This is a genomic window from Cytobacillus sp. BC1816 (assembly GCF_051353635.1).
Lineage (GTDB): Bacteria > Bacillota > Bacilli > Bacillales > Cytobacillaceae > Cytobacillus > Cytobacillus oceanisediminis_C.
The window spans coordinates 4,121,874-4,137,535 of record NZ_CP195611.1; the positions used below are offsets into that span (position 1 = coordinate 4,121,874).

At 42.6% G+C, this 15,662-nt stretch carries 14 protein-coding genes, 1 other RNA gene and 1 other annotated feature; of the genes, 3 read left to right on the forward strand and 12 right to left on the reverse strand.

Annotated features, from left to right (window positions below):
* Window positions 1–22: 22 nt before the first annotated feature.
* The 5 genes from ACR42H_RS21035 to ACR42H_RS21055 form a co-directional block, all read right to left on the reverse strand.
* Window positions 23–688 (reverse strand): tetratricopeptide repeat protein, encoded by a 666-nt coding sequence (locus ACR42H_RS21035; protein ID WP_113882749.1) that lies wholly within the window; start codon window positions 686–688, stop codon window positions 23–25.
* Window positions 689–803: 115 nt separating this feature from the next.
* On the reverse strand, window positions 804–1,919 hold the full coding sequence (mnmA, locus tag ACR42H_RS21040) for a tRNA 2-thiouridine(34) synthase MnmA (RefSeq protein ID WP_113882748.1): 1,116 nt from the start codon (window positions 1,917–1,919) through the stop codon (window positions 804–806).
* 55 nt (window positions 1,920–1,974) lie between these two features.
* Window positions 1,975–3,117, reverse strand: coding sequence for a cysteine desulfurase family protein (locus tag ACR42H_RS21045; protein ID WP_436373083.1), 1,143 nt, complete (start codon window positions 3,115–3,117; stop codon window positions 1,975–1,977).
* Between the two features lie 67 nt (window positions 3,118–3,184).
* Window positions 3,185–3,604 carry a cysteine metabolism transcriptional regulator CymR gene (cymR, locus tag ACR42H_RS21050; RefSeq protein WP_009333072.1) on the reverse strand — a complete coding sequence of 140 codons (420 nt, stop codon included), beginning with the start codon at window positions 3,602–3,604 and terminating at the stop codon, window positions 3,185–3,187.
* Entirely contained in the window at window positions 3,604–4,290 is a 687-nt protein-coding gene (locus ACR42H_RS21055) for a YczE/YyaS/YitT family protein (RefSeq protein WP_436373086.1), read from the reverse strand. Before ACR42H_RS21055 ends, cymR begins: the two co-directional genes overlap by 1 nt.
* Before the next feature lie 251 nt (window positions 4,291–4,541).
* Here ACR42H_RS21055 and ACR42H_RS21060 point away from each other — a divergent pair, with 251 nt between their 5' ends.
* Window positions 4,542–5,807, forward strand: a complete 1,266-nt coding sequence (locus ACR42H_RS21060) for a replication-associated recombination protein A (RefSeq protein WP_113882858.1) — start codon at window positions 4,542–4,544, stop codon at window positions 5,805–5,807.
* 44 nt (window positions 5,808–5,851) lie between these two features.
* On the opposite strand, the gene ACR42H_RS21065 is transcribed toward ACR42H_RS21060, so the two are convergent.
* Together ACR42H_RS21065 and ACR42H_RS21070 are read right to left on the reverse strand one after the other, a co-directional pair.
* The gene (locus tag ACR42H_RS21065; protein ID WP_113882745.1) at window positions 5,852–6,811 is read right to left on the reverse strand and encodes an ABC transporter permease; all 960 of its coding nucleotides are present in this window, start codon (window positions 6,809–6,811) and stop codon (window positions 5,852–5,854) included.
* Window positions 6,789–7,730 carry an ABC transporter ATP-binding protein gene (locus ACR42H_RS21070; protein ID WP_113882744.1) on the reverse strand — a complete coding sequence of 314 codons (942 nt, stop codon included), beginning with the start codon at window positions 7,728–7,730 and terminating at the stop codon, window positions 6,789–6,791. The genes ACR42H_RS21065 and ACR42H_RS21070 overlap by 23 nt, the downstream gene beginning before the upstream one ends.
* A gap of 176 nt (window positions 7,731–7,906) precedes the next feature.
* Here ACR42H_RS21070 and ACR42H_RS21075 point away from each other — a divergent pair, with 176 nt between their 5' ends.
* Window positions 7,907–8,425, forward strand: coding sequence for a hypothetical protein (locus ACR42H_RS21075; RefSeq protein ID WP_113882743.1), 519 nt, complete (start codon window positions 7,907–7,909; stop codon window positions 8,423–8,425).
* Between the two features lie 62 nt (window positions 8,426–8,487).
* Here ACR42H_RS21075 and ACR42H_RS21080 read toward each other — a convergent pair whose 3' ends face one another.
* From ACR42H_RS21080 to ACR42H_RS21100, 5 genes are all read right to left on the reverse strand, one after another.
* Window positions 8,488–9,249: a tRNA threonylcarbamoyladenosine dehydratase gene (locus ACR42H_RS21080; RefSeq protein WP_113882742.1), complete on the reverse strand. Its 762-nt coding sequence runs from the start codon at window positions 9,247–9,249 to the stop codon at window positions 8,488–8,490.
* A 287-nt stretch (window positions 9,250–9,536) separates the two neighbouring features.
* Window positions 9,537–9,724, reverse strand: a non-coding RNA gene (ssrS, locus tag ACR42H_RS21085) — 6S RNA.
* Window positions 9,725–9,911: 187 nt separating this feature from the next.
* Window positions 9,912–11,687 carry an aspartate--tRNA ligase gene (gene aspS, locus ACR42H_RS21090; RefSeq protein WP_436373089.1) on the reverse strand — a complete coding sequence of 592 codons (1,776 nt, stop codon included), beginning with the start codon at window positions 11,685–11,687 and terminating at the stop codon, window positions 9,912–9,914.
* Between the two features lie 28 nt (window positions 11,688–11,715).
* On the reverse strand, window positions 11,716–12,990 hold the full coding sequence (gene hisS / locus ACR42H_RS21095; RefSeq protein WP_113882740.1) for a histidine--tRNA ligase: 1,275 nt from the start codon (window positions 12,988–12,990) through the stop codon (window positions 11,716–11,718).
* A 128-nt stretch (window positions 12,991–13,118) separates the two neighbouring features.
* Window positions 13,119–13,357: a binding site (T-box leader), on the reverse strand.
* A 114-nt stretch (window positions 13,358–13,471) separates the two neighbouring features.
* On the reverse strand, window positions 13,472–13,648 hold the full coding sequence (locus ACR42H_RS21100) for a hypothetical protein (protein WP_026041802.1): 177 nt from the start codon (window positions 13,646–13,648) through the stop codon (window positions 13,472–13,474).
* Between the two features lie 230 nt (window positions 13,649–13,878).
* On the opposite strand from ACR42H_RS21100, the gene ACR42H_RS21105 reads away from it, so the two are divergent.
* Window positions 13,879–15,624 (forward strand): SH3 domain-containing protein, encoded by a 1,746-nt coding sequence (locus ACR42H_RS21105; protein ID WP_436373092.1) that lies wholly within the window; start codon window positions 13,879–13,881, stop codon window positions 15,622–15,624.
* Window positions 15,625–15,662: the final 38 nt, after the last annotated feature.

The following is a 15,662-nucleotide window of genomic DNA, read 5'->3' on the forward strand; positions in this document are numbered from 1 at the left end:
TATCCTCCCCATAATACAACTTTTAGCTCAGGTCACTGCCGCCTTTTTCAATCAGCTTTTTTCCATATCCGGCAAGCATATGATCCGGCTGAATTTCCAGTGCCCTATTAAAGTAAGAGAGTGCTTCATTTTCCTGTTCTTTAAATCCATAAGCTACTCCAAGGTTGTAATAGGCATCTGCATGCTCCGGCTCAATTTTAATGCACTTTTTCATCTGCTGAATTGCTTCATCAATATAATCGAGCTGCGCCAGGCATAATCCATATTGAAAATGTGCTTCGGCATCGTTTTCATTCAGCTCCACACTGCGCTGCAAATAAGGCAAAGCCAGCTTTCCCTGGTCAAGTGCTGTTAGGGACATGCCGAGCATGAAGAAGTTGTCTCCGGTTTCCAGGCCTTTTTTCAATGCTGTTTCAAACATCTTTTTGGCTTCGTCAAACTGCTGCAATTCATAATATAAGTTTCCAGCACTGTAGTACGCAGCACCCGCGTTTCCATCAAGTCCTATTGCTTTTTCATAGAACCTCAGCGCTTTTTCGTTTTCCCCTACAGCTGATAGCACATTTCCAAAGTTAATATAGGAAACAGGATCAGAAGGGTTTTCTTCAATCGCTTCCATAAAAACCTTCGCTGCTTCTTCCCATTTTCCTTCTTGCATATATTGAATACCCATTTGGTTCTTATCCATTATTCATCACTCCATTCAAATCAAAGTATAGCATATTTGAATTTTCCTTTTCCGCTGTCCGCTATTCCCATAATAAAACCCCGATTCTATGTAAGAATCGGGGTCCCTTCTTTTCTTAACCCACATAATCCAGCTGTTTGCCATCTTTGAATATTTTATCAATTGTTCCGCCGCCGAGACACTCGTCACCATTATAAAAAACAACTGCCTGCCCCGGGGTAACAGCTCTGATTGGCTCCTCAAAAATAACTTGTACTTTTCCATCTTCAAGAGTCCGAACCTTAACTCTGCTATCCGCCTGGCGGTATCTGAACTTAGCCGTACATTCAAATTCCAGCGGCTGTTCTGAATGGTTAACCCAGCTGGCATTAACAGCAATAATGGAGTCTGAATAGAGCATTTCATTGTGGAAGCCTTGTCCAACATACAAGACATTCCGCTTCAGGTCTTTGCCGATTGCAAACCATGGTTCACCTGCTCCGCCAATGCCAAGTCCATGTCGCTGCCCAATGGTATAATACATCAGGCCATCATGCTTGCCGACAATCTTTCCATCCATGGTTTCCATATTCCCGGGCTGAGCGGGAAGGTAATTTCCAAGGAACTCCTTGAAGTTACGTTCACCAATAAAGCAAATGCCCGTGCTGTCTTTCTTTGCTGCAGTTGCCAAACCAGCTTCCTTTGCCAGTTCGCGTACTTTTGATTTTTCAATATCGCCAATAGGAAACATAACTTTTTCAAGCTGATCCTGTGTTAACTGATTCAGGAAATATGTTTGATCCTTATTATCATCAAGGCCTCTTAGCATTTTGTATTCGCCATCCCTGAATTCCACGCGTGCATAGTGGCCAGTAGCCAGGTAGTCTGCGCCAAGGCTCATAGCATGTTCAAGGAAAGCCTTAAATTTAATTTCCTTATTGCACATGACATCAGGATTGGGTGTTCGTCCTGCCTTGTATTCTTCAAGGAAGTAGGTAAACACTTTATCCCAGTATTGCTTTTCAAAGTTGACTGCATAATAAGGAATTCCGATTTGGTTGCATACCCGGATGACATCATTGTAATCCTCTGTGGCGGTACAAACACCATTTTCGTCGGTATCATCCCAGTTTTTCATAAAAATCCCGATCACATCGTACCCCTGTTCCTTCAGAAGCAGGGCCGCAACAGAAGAATCAACGCCTCCGGACATTCCGACCACTACCCGGGTATCCTTTGGATCTTTTTTCATCTCTATTTCACCTCAATTCTAAACACTTAGACTTGCTTTGTTTCAACTATCTTATCTATTTAGCCAGCCGCTTCACGATTTTGGCTATTTGTTCTGCAGCTCTTTCAGCTTGTTCCTTTGTGTTAAAGAGGCCGAAGCTGAAACGGATGGAATTTTGCAGTTTGTCTGATCCTTTTCCAAACATGCTGACAAGGACATGGGATGGATCGATGGAGCCTGCAGTACAGGCCGACCCGCTTGATGCTGCTATCCCAGCCAAATCAAGATTAACTAGCATGGCTTCAACATTTGTTCCGGGAAAGCTTAAGTTTAAAACATGAGGCAGGGAATAATCAAGTGATCCGTTCAGTTCAAAAACAGCATCTTCCTGCTTCAGTTTATTCATGAACAGCATCTTAAAAGAATGCAGCTCGTCCCGCTTAGTTTCCATCTCATTCTGAGTGATCCGAACAGCCTCCTGGAAGCCTGCAATAGATGGAACATTTTCAGTTCCTGCCCTGCGCTTCCTTTCTTGTTCACCGCCAAAAAGACGGGAAGAAAGTTTCACATCAGGATGGGCGTATAAAAAGCCGATCCCTTTTGGGCCATTAATTTTATGGGCGGAGACGGAAAGCAAATCCACTTTCAATTCCTGCACATCAATTCTTTCAAGCCCGTAAGCCTGAACAGCATCGGTATGGAATTTAGCAGGATGCTCCGCCAATAACTCACCTATTTCCTTAATCGGCTGAAGCGTCCCTATTTCATTATTTCCGTACATGATGGTTACAAGAATGGTATCCTCCCGGAGAGCATCTTCTACGTCCTTTACCAAAACACGCCCATTTGGATCAACAGGCAAATACGTTACCTCAAAGCCCTGTTTTTCAAGCTCCTCACATGCATGCAAAACCGCATGGTGTTCAATTTGAGTTGTGATAATGTGTTTGCCCCTATGGCGGCAGGATTCAGCTGTTCCAAAAATCGCATGATTATCAGCCTCTGTACCGCCGCTTGTAAAAATAATGTCATTGGTTTTTGCACCAATACTGTTTGCTAAAGCAGATCTTGCTTCATCGACAATATGGCGTGCACTCCGCCCGAAATAATGAATGCTGGAAGGATTTCCATATTCAGATTTCATGACTTCAGTCATCCGTTCAATCACTTCAGGATGCATTGGCGAAGTTGCCGCATGGTCAAGGTATATTCTTTCCAATTTATTTCACCTACTTCATTTCGTCCTGCTGCTTTTATTTCCACATGAATTATTCCCTGATTAAGGACTAAATATAAAACATATAAGCATCCGATTCGCCAGTATCTGTATGGCTGGCAAGATCTTCAAGCGTTGTGTTATCAAGCACATCTTTCACAGCATCACGAATACGCATCCACAGTTCTCTCTTTGCAGGCTCTTCATCTTCAATTCCTTCCACTGGACTGATCGGTCCTTCCAGAACTCTGATGATATCCCCGGCAGTAATCTTTGTCGGCTCTTTCCCCAAAATATATCCGCCGTATGCCCCGCGGATGCTTTTAACAAGACCTGCGTTCCGAAGCGGCGCTATGAGCTGCTCCAGATAGTGCTCAGACAGATCATTCGTCTGGGCGATCGATTTTAGCGAAGTGGGACCCTCCCCATGCTTTTTAGCTAATTCAATCATTATAGTTAACCCATAACGGCCTTTAGTAGATATTTTCATCAGCTTGCACCTCTATCCTTTTCTTTAAGCATTTGATTCGCATAGATATCCTTTTCTCTAAGTTTTGCCAAAAATCGGTCAGTTAAAGCCTGGCACTGCGGCAAAGCAGCCCCGACAATCGGCCCGACTGCCAAACTGAGCACAATGGTGCCCCAGAAAACAGGGCCCCCAAGCTGCCATCCAACAGTCAGTACAGCAATTTCCATTAGACCTCTGACATTTCTGACTTTCCAGCCGGTTTTTGCTGTTAAGGCAATCATCAGGCTATCCCTTGGCCCTGCTCCGAGCTGAGCAGAAATATACAGCCCCATTCCATAGCAATAAACCACTATGCCAAAACCAAACACGGCCAATTTTCCCGCCAGCCCATTTGGGGTCTGCATAAATGGCAAAAGCAAATAAGCGTCAATAAACAGACCAATCAGTATCATATTCAAGAATGCACCGGCCTGTGGAAATTCCTTTGAAATCAGTGCTGCAGCAGCCAATATGAAAATCCCAACAATAATGGACCAACTGCCTATCGTCAGGCCTAGCTCATAGTAGAGTCCTACATGCAGAACATCCCAGGGGGTTGCCCCTAAATCAGCTTTAATTAACAACACAATCCCCAGGCTCATAACAAGCAGCCCTATTAAATAAACCAAAAACCTGGGACCGATTTGCCCTTTATTTTTCAGTAACATGTGCCCAACGCTCCCCGCGAGACCTGCAAAATATATAAAGTTTATATCCTTAGTAATATTATAGACTTTTGACATTATAGCATATTTTAGGAGGAAAAGGGGCGGGCCGGGATTGAACTTAGGACAATGCCGGTCTGGCCTAATTGATTTCGCACCGGGAAATGTTATGGTATCTTAAATAGAAAGCGAAAACTTTGCTGAAAATAGATAGGCAGACTGCAGGCTGCCAGCAAAAGGCTGGAGTGATAACTTTGAACATTAAACCTCTTGCATTCCGGATGAGGCCGAGAACGATTGATGAAATCATTGGCCAGGAGCATCTTGTTTCAGAAGGAAAAATCATCTATCGCATGGTGCAGGCAAAGCAGCTGTCATCGATGATTCTGTACGGCCCCCCAGGTATAGGCAAAACCTCGATTGCAAGTGCCATTGCAGGGAGCACCAAATACGCTTTCCGTACTTTAAATGCTGTGACTAACAATAAAAAAGATATGGAAGTGGTAGCGGCAGAGGCCAAAATGTCCGGAAAGGTTATTCTGCTGCTGGATGAAGTCCATAGACTTGATAAAGGCAAACAAGATTTCCTGCTGCCCTATCTTGAAAATGGCAGCATCACTTTAATTGGCGCCACAACCAGCAATCCGTATCATGCAATTAACCCCGCTATCAGAAGCCGATGCCAAATTTTCGAACTAAAGCCGCTGTCTGCTGATGATATAAAAAAAGCACTGACAAGGGCTTTATTGGATAAGGAACGTGGCCTTGGCAATAAACAAACTGAAGTTACCGATGATGCGCTAACACATCTTGCCACCGCTTCAAATGGTGATGTCAGAAGCTCTCTAAATGCATTGGAATTGGCTGTGCTTTCAACTAATGAAGATGAAGAAGGAATCATTAAGATTGATTTGTCTGTTGCAGAGGAATGCATTCAGCGCAAAAGCTTTACACACGATAAAGATGGAGATGCCCATTACGATGTCTTATCCGGTTTTCAAAAGTCCATTCGCGGAAGCGATGTAAATGCGGCATTGCACTATTTAGGAAGATTAATTGAAGCAGGCGACCTGCAAAGCATAAGCAGAAGACTTTTGGTTATCGCTTATGAAGATATCGGCCTGGCATCGCCGCAAGCCGGAGCCAGAACCCTTGCAGCCATAGAAACAGCTGAAAGGATTGGATTCCCGGAAGCAAGGATTCCACTTGCAAATGCGGTTATTGAGCTCTGTCTCTCTCCAAAATCCAATTCAGCATACACAGCATTGGATTCCGCAATAGCGGATATCCGAGCAGGCAAAAGCGGTGAAGTCCCCGATCACTTGAAGGACGCCCACTACAAAGGAGCAAAAGAGCTTGGCAGAGGCATCGGCTATCTATATCCTCACGATTACGAAACAGGCTGGGTCAAACAGCAGTACTTGCCGGACAGAATAAAAAACAAAGTGTATTATCAGCCGAAGAAAACAGGCAAATTCGAACAGGCATTAGCATCTATCTATGAAAAACTCCTTAAATAGCAAAAGGTCTGGCAGCAATGCCAGACCTTTTGCTATTTGCGCTTTTAAGCAGAAACATCCCTTTTATTAAACACATAAAATGCAAGCACCTGGAAAAGCAGGAAGTATATTAATATCATCAGGATGGAAAATCCAATCGTCATTCCGTGAACCATTGGCATTCCCTCAAAATATTGAAGGAGGTCTGTATTGGCAAAAAGGCTGTATTTGGCCCAATCATATTTCATTGCGATCAGCCTTGTGACCTGTCCTCCCATAAACATCAGAAACAGGGAAAGACCTATCGCCAGCGAGCTATTCCTGAAAACAGCAGAAATCATAAAAGCCATGGTTGCAAGCATTAGCATATTAATGGATTTAAGACCATAATAAGCTATCAGATGAAGTCCCATGCTTTGTTCTGTTACTGTTCCGTTGTAATAATATAAATAAGGAAATGCTTTTTCAGGGAATCCAAAGAGGAGTCCGCCCAGCAGTGCTGAATATCCGAAGAGGACGGCCAGCACCAGCAGACCGAATAAAACCACGGTAATATACTTTGCTCCCAGGATTTTTACTCTTTTGATAGGTCTAATCAAAAGAAGTTTGATGGTTCCCCATGTAAACTCGCTTGACACGATTCCCCCGGCAATGATGATCGTAAACAGGCCGGCAAATTCAATCAGCTGTGAGGTATCTGATACAAACCCCCAGACAGAGTATTCCTGATTCGGTGAAATATCATTCTTAATTCTGTATTCGTTAATGGCCATCTCCCTTTGATACTGTTCCTTCATTTCTCTGGGAGCCATTTCCCCCATCTCTTCAAGCTGTTTTTGATAGCTTTCGTTTTGGGTCTGCAGTCCTCTTTTCCATTCCGTATTATCCGGGACTGTACCCCCGCTTTCCTGATACTTTATAAAGGCTCCTGCAACAGTCGTCATAATTAAAAGAAGTCCAATCATGACATATGTGCCCGGGCGCCTAAATATCTTCATCCATTCATTTTGAATCAGTCCGAGCATCACCTGTTCCCCCTTTGTACTCTGTTACTTCCAGAAAACGATCTTCCAAAGTTTTGGTCACTTCACGAATGGAAAATATTTTCATGTCTTCACGGACAAACGCTTTTATCATTTCAGGTATGTCTTCACGGACAAGCGGAAGTATCACACAATTTTCTGTGAGCTGTACAGGCAAACCAGGCTGTGCACGTATTAAAATTCTATTTGCTTTTTCAGGATCATCCACTTCTACTTCATAAATTTTTTCTTTCCCTTGTACAAAATCACTGATGTGCTGAACATCAATCAATTTCCCGTTTTGAATAATACCGATTCTGTCACACATCATTTCCATTTCAGATAGTAAATGGCTGGAAACAATAACAGCCATTTCTCTTTCTCTTGCAAGCATCCTCAGGTGGTCCCGAATCTCCCTGATGCCTGCAGGATCAAGCCCATTCGTAGGTTCATCCAAAATGAGGATTTTGGGATCATGCAAAAGACACTGTGCCAGACCAAGCCTTTGCCTCATGCCAAGCGAGTATGTTCTGACTTTATCATGAATCCGATCCGCCAGTCCTACTAGCTCAACCGTTTCATTAATTTTTTCTTTAGTTACACCTTTTGACATTCGTGCATAATGAACCAGATTTTGATAGCCAGACAAAAACTTATACATCTCAGGATTTTCCACAATGGCTCCAATATGGGAAACCGCCTTTTCAAAATCTGTTTTGATGCTGCTGCCAAGAATTTTAATGTCCCCGGAAGTAATGCTAATCAAACCCACCAGCATTCGAATAGTGGTGGTCTTACCCGCACCGTTTGGGCCAAGGAAACCGAATACCTCTCCCTTTTTTACCTCAAAGCTGACAGAATCAATAATTGTTCTTCCTTTTATTACTTTTGTTACTTCCTGTATTTCTACAAGAGTATCCATTTAGGTATCCTCCTCCCATCTTTTAAAGTCCAGTTCTTTGCAGACGCCTTTAAAGTCGGGATTATTATTTGGCTTACACTTTGTTATTTTACCTTTCAACAACTGAGAATGGAATATTTTCATGTATTAGGGTGACGATAAGCAAAACAATCGTATTTTCTGAGGTGGTTAAAGGAATGAAGGAACGGAAAGATTTATGGAGACCGGAAGAGGATCAATTACTCGAAGAGACAGTACTTGAATATACATCAAATGGGGATTCAAAAGCATCAGCTTTTAAGAAGGCAAGTACTGAACTCGGCCGTACAGTTTCAGCTTGCCAATACCGCTGGAACACGGTCATAACAAAAAGGACAGATTATGGAACCCAAGAAAGCTCAAGCAATAATGCAGCCAGTCAAACCCATGAAGCTCCTGACACTGTTCCCATTGAAAATTTGGCTCAAGTCATACACTTTTTAAGGAACTTTGCGAAAGCACATCCTGATTCAGAGCAAATCAAGGAAAATAAACGTCTGCACGAAGAACAAATGCACTTAAAGCTTCAAAATCAGCAGTTAATTAGAAGGTTGAAGGAAAAAGAAGCGGAATTTAAAAATCAGCTTATGCAATATGAGGAAATGGCAAGCATCCTGAAAGAAGCCGAACAGCTGCTGAAGCATGAAAGCAATGAAGAGAAAAGAGCTGTTCATTGATTGGAGCAAATCCAGGACATTAAAATGCGGTAAAGACCGGCCTGCAGAAAGCCGGTCTCTTTTCAGTCATTTACACGTGCAATTTTAATATCGCTTAATAGTTCTCTATTTACATAGCTGGCCATGATTAAACCTGCAACAGAAGGAACAAATGCGTTTGAAGATGGCGGCATTTTGGCCTTTCTGATTTCAGCATCATCTTTTCCTACTGTTTTTCGGACGTCTTCCCGGATAACGATCGGGCTTTCATCGGAGAATACAACCGGAACGCCTTTTCTGATTCCTTCTTTTCTCAGGCGTGTGCGGATAACCTTTGCAATCGGGTCAGTATGAGTTTTGAAGATATCAGCAATCTGGAACCTGGTTGGATCCATTTTATTTGCAGCACCCATGCTTGAAATCATTGGAATCCCTCTGTTCAAGCATTCTTTCATTAGATGAATTTTATATGAAATCGTATCGGAAGCATCAACTACAAAGTCGAGTCCATAATCAAAGAATTGCTCATAGGTTTCTTCTGTATAAAACATTTTTAAAGCAATAACTTCACAATCAGGATTGATATCCCTGATTCTTTCTTTCATTAAATCCACCTTTGGTTTCCCGACAGTGGATAATAAAGCGATGACCTGCCTGTTCACATTTGTAATATCAACATCGTCTTTATCAACCAGAACAAGCCGGCCAACACCGGAACGCGCCAGTGCTTCCGCTGCAAAGGAACCTACACCGCCGATGCCCAGTACCGCAACGGTACTATTTTTCATTTTTTCAAGGCCTTCTTTGCCAATAGCCAATTCATTCCTGGAAAATTGGTGAAGCATATATATATCAACTCCATCAGATGTTATTTAATAAGCATGTATATCTTATACCCGATAATGAATATATCATACTTGAATTTTAAAGCAAGTAGTTCTATAGGTTTAATTACATTAACATTTTAAGCAATAATTAAATCGAAGCTTTCTCCTCAATAGTGTTAACAGCGCTATCATAATTAATCCTTATCATCATATCAACAATAACTCAGTTCAAGTACGATCAATATAAACAGGACAAACAAAAAAATCCATGCTCATTAGCATGGATTTTTACACCGTATGTACTAAAGAGTCCCAATCGTGCCGTCGCTGTTGATGCCCTCGTTTTGAACCCGCACTCAGCAGGTGGGTGTCCTGTTTCCTGCGTTTGTAAGTCCTCATCCATGAGGCTTTTACGCTGCGGGAAAACTCCGGACTCCCGAAGGAATAATGTTGGTCAAAATTTCAGGTTTTACAACGAACACATCAGGACTCTTTATTTATTGATATGATCATATCACACGGTTTCTTCTTTTTCAAGCTGATGAAATGGAGCTAATTTGAACAATTTTATCCATTTTATTCCTTATAATTATACATCCTGCTTCAAAATCAGGAGTTACTTCCCAGTTTATTTTTCTGAATAATGAGTTTTCTCCACCATACAATCATTATATAGGAAATTACTCACTTTTTTTCAAATTAAGAGCTAAATGCAAATCATTAAGCTGGGACTGGCTAACTTCACCAGGAGCTTCTGTAAGCACACAGCTCGCACTGGCTGTTTTAGGGAAGGCAATCGTATCCCTCAGATTTGTTCTGCCTGCCAATAGCATGACAAGTCTGTCTAATCCGAGGGCAATTCCGCCATGCGGAGGAGTGCCATATTCAAATGCTTCAAGCAGGAATCCAAACTGTTCAACAGCTTCTTCTTTTGAGAAGCCAAGCACACTGAACATTTTCTCTTGAACGTCTCTTTCGAAAATACGCAATGATCCGCCGCCAAGCTCGTAACCGTTTAATACAAGGTCATATGCTTGTGCACGGACTTGAGCAGGATCTTTATCAAGAAGACCTAAATCTTCTCTGGCAGGCATTGTAAAAGGATGATGGGCTGCATAATAGCGGCCTTCTTCCTCATCGTATTCCAAAAGAGGCCAGTCTGTAACCCAAAGGAAATTAAACTTGCTTTGATCAATCAGATCAAGCTCTTTTCCAAGCTTTAATCGCAGAGCGCCAAGTGCATCTGCCACAACATTTTTCCTATCAGCCACAAAGAGGAGCAAGTCTCCTGGCTCTACTGACAGAGCTGCATAGAATGCTTTTTGCTCATCCTCAGTCACAAACTTGGCAATCGGACCTTTTAAACCGTCTTCTTCCGCTTTTAACCACGCAAGCCCTTTTGCACCATAAACAGCAGCAAATTCTGTTAGGGCATCAATATCTTTTCGTGAATACTTTCCTGCCCCATTTTTTACATTAACGGCCTTAACCTGTCCCCCGGAAGCTACTGCCCCGGCAAATACTTTGAAGCTTGACTCTTTTACTATTTCCGATAAATCCGTCAATTCCATCCCAAATCGTGTATCCGGCTTGTCAGATCCAAAGCGGTCCATCGCTTCCTGATAGGTCATGCGCGGGAATGGAAGCTGGACATCCAGGCCTTTCACTTCTTTCATGACCTTTTTCATCATGTTTTCCATCAGGCCGATGATTTCTTCCTGGCTCATAAAACTCATTTCGATGTCGACCTGAGTAAATTCAGGCTGGCGATCTGCACGCAGGTCTTCATCACGGAAGCATCGTGCAATTTGGTAATAGCGTTCAAATCCGCCTACCATTAATAACTGCTTAAAGATTTGAGGTGATTGTGGAAGAGCATAGAATTCACCCGGATGCACACGGCTTGGAACTAAATAGTCACGGGCTCCTTCCGGGGTGCTCTTCGTTAAGATCGGTGTTTCTACATCAAGAAATCCCTCGCCATTCAAGAAATCCCTCATTGCTTTTGTTACTTGATGACGCATCTTAAAGGTATCAAACATGACTGGACGTCTCAAATCCAGATAGCGGTATTTTAGGCGGACATCTTCAGAAACATCCGTTTTATCATCAATGACAAAAGGAGGTGTTTTTGCTTCATTGATGATAGTCACTTTCTCTGCCTTAATCTCAATGCGCCCTGTTTTCAGGTTCTCATTGATGGTGCCTTCTTCACGCGCAATTACTTCTCCCTCTATATCAAGAACAAATTCATTGCGGATCTTTTCAGCTGCTGCAAGAGCTTCAGGGGAAACTTCCGGATTAAATACAACCTGAACAATGCCAGTGCGGTCACGAAGATCCACAAATATCAGACCGCCCAAATCCCGTCGTTTTTGTACCCAGCCTTTTAAGCTTACTTTTTCTCCTATAGCTTTTTCCGTTACTTCCCCGCAAAAATACGTTCGCCCAAACATTCTAATTCCTCCCAAATATAAAACTGATTTATGATTGATAAAGCTCCGTAAATTTTTCAATAAAAGAATCAAGACCAAGCTCTGTCTGTTCTCCCGATTCCATAGATTTTACATTAATTTTGTTCGCTTTAAGTTCATCTTCACCCAAGACAGCAACAAACTTCGCATTCGACCGGTCTGCCGCTTTAAACTGGGCTTTAATTTTTCTGTCAAGATAATCTCTTTCAGCAGAATATCCTGCCATTCGAAGTTTTTGAAGAAGGCCGACTGTGTAATCCTTTGCTTCCTCTCCAAGGGATACAAGGTAGCAGTCAATACCCTTATTAAGAGGCATATCCACCTTCTCTGCTTCAAGAGCAGCAATAAAACGCTCGATACTTAAAGCAAAACCTATTCCCGGTGCTTCAGGACCGCCAATTTCCTCAGTGAGTCCATTGTATCGTCCGCCGCCGCAAAGAGTAGTAATAGCTCCGAAACCTTCAGAATCACTCATAATTTCAAAGGCCGTATGATTGTAATAATCGAGGCCGCGAACAAGATTTGGATCGACGGTAAAGTCAATATCCAGGTTCTTTAAATACCTTTGAACCTTTTCAAAGTAGGCTTTTGAATCATCATTCAAATAATCAATGATGGATGGAGCAGATTTCATAAGTTCATGTTCACGGTCCTGTTTACAGTCCAGGATGCGCATTGGATTTTTTTCAAGGCGATTCTGACAATCCTGGCAAAACTCCCCGATCCGCGGCTTGAAGTGATTGACCAGAGCCTCTCTGTGTGCAGATCGGCTTTCTTTATCTCCCAGGCTGTTCACAATCAATTTAAGCTTTTGCAGGCCCATGCTTCTATAAAGTGACATTGCCAGTGCGATAACTTCCGCGTCAATTGCCGGATCCGCGCTACCGATCGCTTCGACGCCGAATTGGACAAACTGGCGGAAACGTCCTGCCTGGGGGCGTTCATAACGGAACATGGGTCCCATATAATAAAGCTTTACAGGCTGGCTCGCATCACCGTACATTTTATGTTCAACGAATGACCTTACAGCAGAAGCCGTTCCTTCAGGGCGAAGTGTCAGGCTTCGTCCGCCGCGGTCTTCAAACGTGTACATTTCTTTTTGAACAATATCCGTCGTGTCTCCAACACTGCGCAGAAATAATTCTGTATGTTCAAAAATAGGTGTTCTGATTTCACGATATTGAAATTTCTCACAAAGTTCCCTGGCCTTTTCTTCTATCAATTGCCATTTTTCAACTTCCCCCGGCAAAATGTCCTGCGTTCCCCTCGGTATTCGGATAGACATGAAAATTACCTCCCAATGCAAAATGATAACTATGTATAATTTATCGATCCTTAACGCTTTAGCTAATAGCAGCCATGATCGCAAGCATCGCCAAAATAAAAAAACTCCCGCCTCCTTGTATATTAAATACAAGGGACGAGAGTTTGGTTTTCCCGTGGTGCCACCCTAGTTGAAGCCAATAAATAGACTTCCTCTTTTACAGTTAACGCCTGTTAACGTTCAGCTCCTACTAAAGATCACGCCTTTTCAGAGAGAAACCTACGAAGTGTTCTTTCGTTAAATCATCATGTGAGAATGCTTTCAGCCGGGAGGCACTCTCTCTCTTTTCATGTGGGGTTTAACTACTCTTCTCCATCAATGGTTTATCGAAAAGCAGAAACGCCTTGGTCAGGCGCTGCTGCTAGACATCTAATTGTTTATTTGTCATTTTATTTATATTATAATACGGAGCATTTTCATCAATGTCAAGACTAAAAACATGTTAAGATCGTTCCAGCTTTTTTTTCAGTTTCCTGACATCCTTGAGAGATAGTCCAAACTCTGATGCGAGTTCAATCATGTTTGAGTTTTGTTCTCTTTGTATAAAATCATGAAAATCTACCCCGAACAGCTGATTTTCACCAGATTGTGCAGACATCCCTTTTTCTCCAAATCTCATAGTACTCACCCTTTTTTTATGTAGTCTGTTCTATTCTTTCCATTTTCAGATGAAATGTTTCATAACAGGACAAATTTAATTCCCGGCTAAAAATGATTGCTGATAAACCGATATTAGAAGGGAAATTGCACAAGATGCAGAAGTATTCTAGGACCAAAGTTATCTTGACTGCCGGCACCTGGTTTGTTTTTCTTTTAATAAGGATTTTAATTATGAAAGGAGGCGGCCTGTTGAAGAAAAGAAAACCACTTATTCTCGTGATATGTCTTATCCTTTTGGCTGGCATAACACAGGAGGGTACACAGGTTAAAGCTGAAAACAGTACTGTAACAATCACCACAAATAATCTTAACGTCCGTCAAGGCCCAGGCTTAAGCTACCCCATTCTGGGACAAGCCCAGAAAGGAGATCAATTTAACGCTCTTTCCCGTGAAGGAGATTGGATTAAAATTAATTTCCAGGGTCAAAGCGGCTATGTGGCCAGCTGGCTTATTTCTGATATGACGACCAGTCAGACAGGAGAAAAAGCAGCCAGTACAAATTCCCAGGCAATCATCACAACAGATGGCCTGAGGGTGAGAAAGGGACCTGGTACAAGTTACGGTGTTCTGGGGACTATACAGAAAGGAACAGCCTATAAGGTCAAGAGCACTGAAGGAAGCTGGGTTAAGATCCAAACACCTTATGGAGATGGATGGGTCGCAAATGAATTCGTCCAATACAGCGGCAGCCAAGAGAAAAATTCATCAAGCAGCAGCCAAACCGGGGAAATTACGGCAAACTCCTTAAATGTAAGAAACAAGCCATCGCTTACTAGTGACATCATCGGCAAACTAAATTCGGGGGAGACAGTAGCTGTTATTTCTCAAAATGACAGCTGGACAGAAATCTCTTTCTCAGGCAAGGCCGGATGGATCAGCAGCCAATATATTGCGGTTCAATCCTCACAATCAAAAAGCAAGCCAAAACAGTCGGCGTCCGGGAAATCCGGCACTGTTACGGCAACTTCTTTAACCGTGAGAAATAAAGGATCATTAAATGGGAAACCAATAGGTTCTGTTACAAAAGGACAAACTTTTCCTATTCTTGAGCAAACTGATAATTGGGCAAAGATTGAATATCGGACTGGTTCTTATGGATGGGTAGCAAGCTGGTTCATAGACATGACAGCCGAGAAAAATTCCGGCTCTTCCCAGCAAAGTGTAAACGGAAGTTCTGCAATTATATTACATAACGGATCAAATATCAGAAAAAAAGCGAGCACCCAGTCATCTGTCATTCACAGGGCAAATAAAGGGGACAGCTTTGAAATTATAAGCCTGAATGATGATTGGTATGAAGTTCGCCTTCCAAACGGCGGGACGGGTTTTGTAGCAGGATGGATCGTCAAGGTTGAAGGGTCTGCACCTGCAGTAACAAAACCGGGAGCAGAACAGCACCTGCGAAATAAAACAATCGTCCTTGATCCCGGCCATGGAGGCCGAGATAACGGGACCACAGGGGCACGAGGGACTCGTGAAAAAGATATTACAATCAGGACCGCTCAATTACTGGCAGACAAATTAAGATCTGCAGGTGCAAATGTTATTCTTACCAGAAGCGGAGATACCTATTTGCCTCTTCCTTCCAGAGTAGGCATTTCACATTATCATAATGCAGATGCTTTCATCAGCATTCATTATGACAGCACGCCAGATCGCACTGCAAGAGGAGCGACTACTTATTATTATCATCCTTTTCAACAGGAACTTGCAGCCAATATCCACTCCAATGTAATAGCCATGACAAATCTGAGAGATCGGGGCTATAGAGCTGGAGATTATCATGTGATAAGAGAGAATAAACGCAATGCAGTTCTCATCGAGCTTGGATATCTGAGCAATTCGGCTGAAGAGGCCCTGATTGCTTCTGCACAGTATCAGCAATCAGCAACAGCAGGGATTTATCAGGGACTTGCCCGTTACTTCAAAAATTAGCAAAAAGCCCCGGCAAATGGATGCCGGGGCTTTTTGCT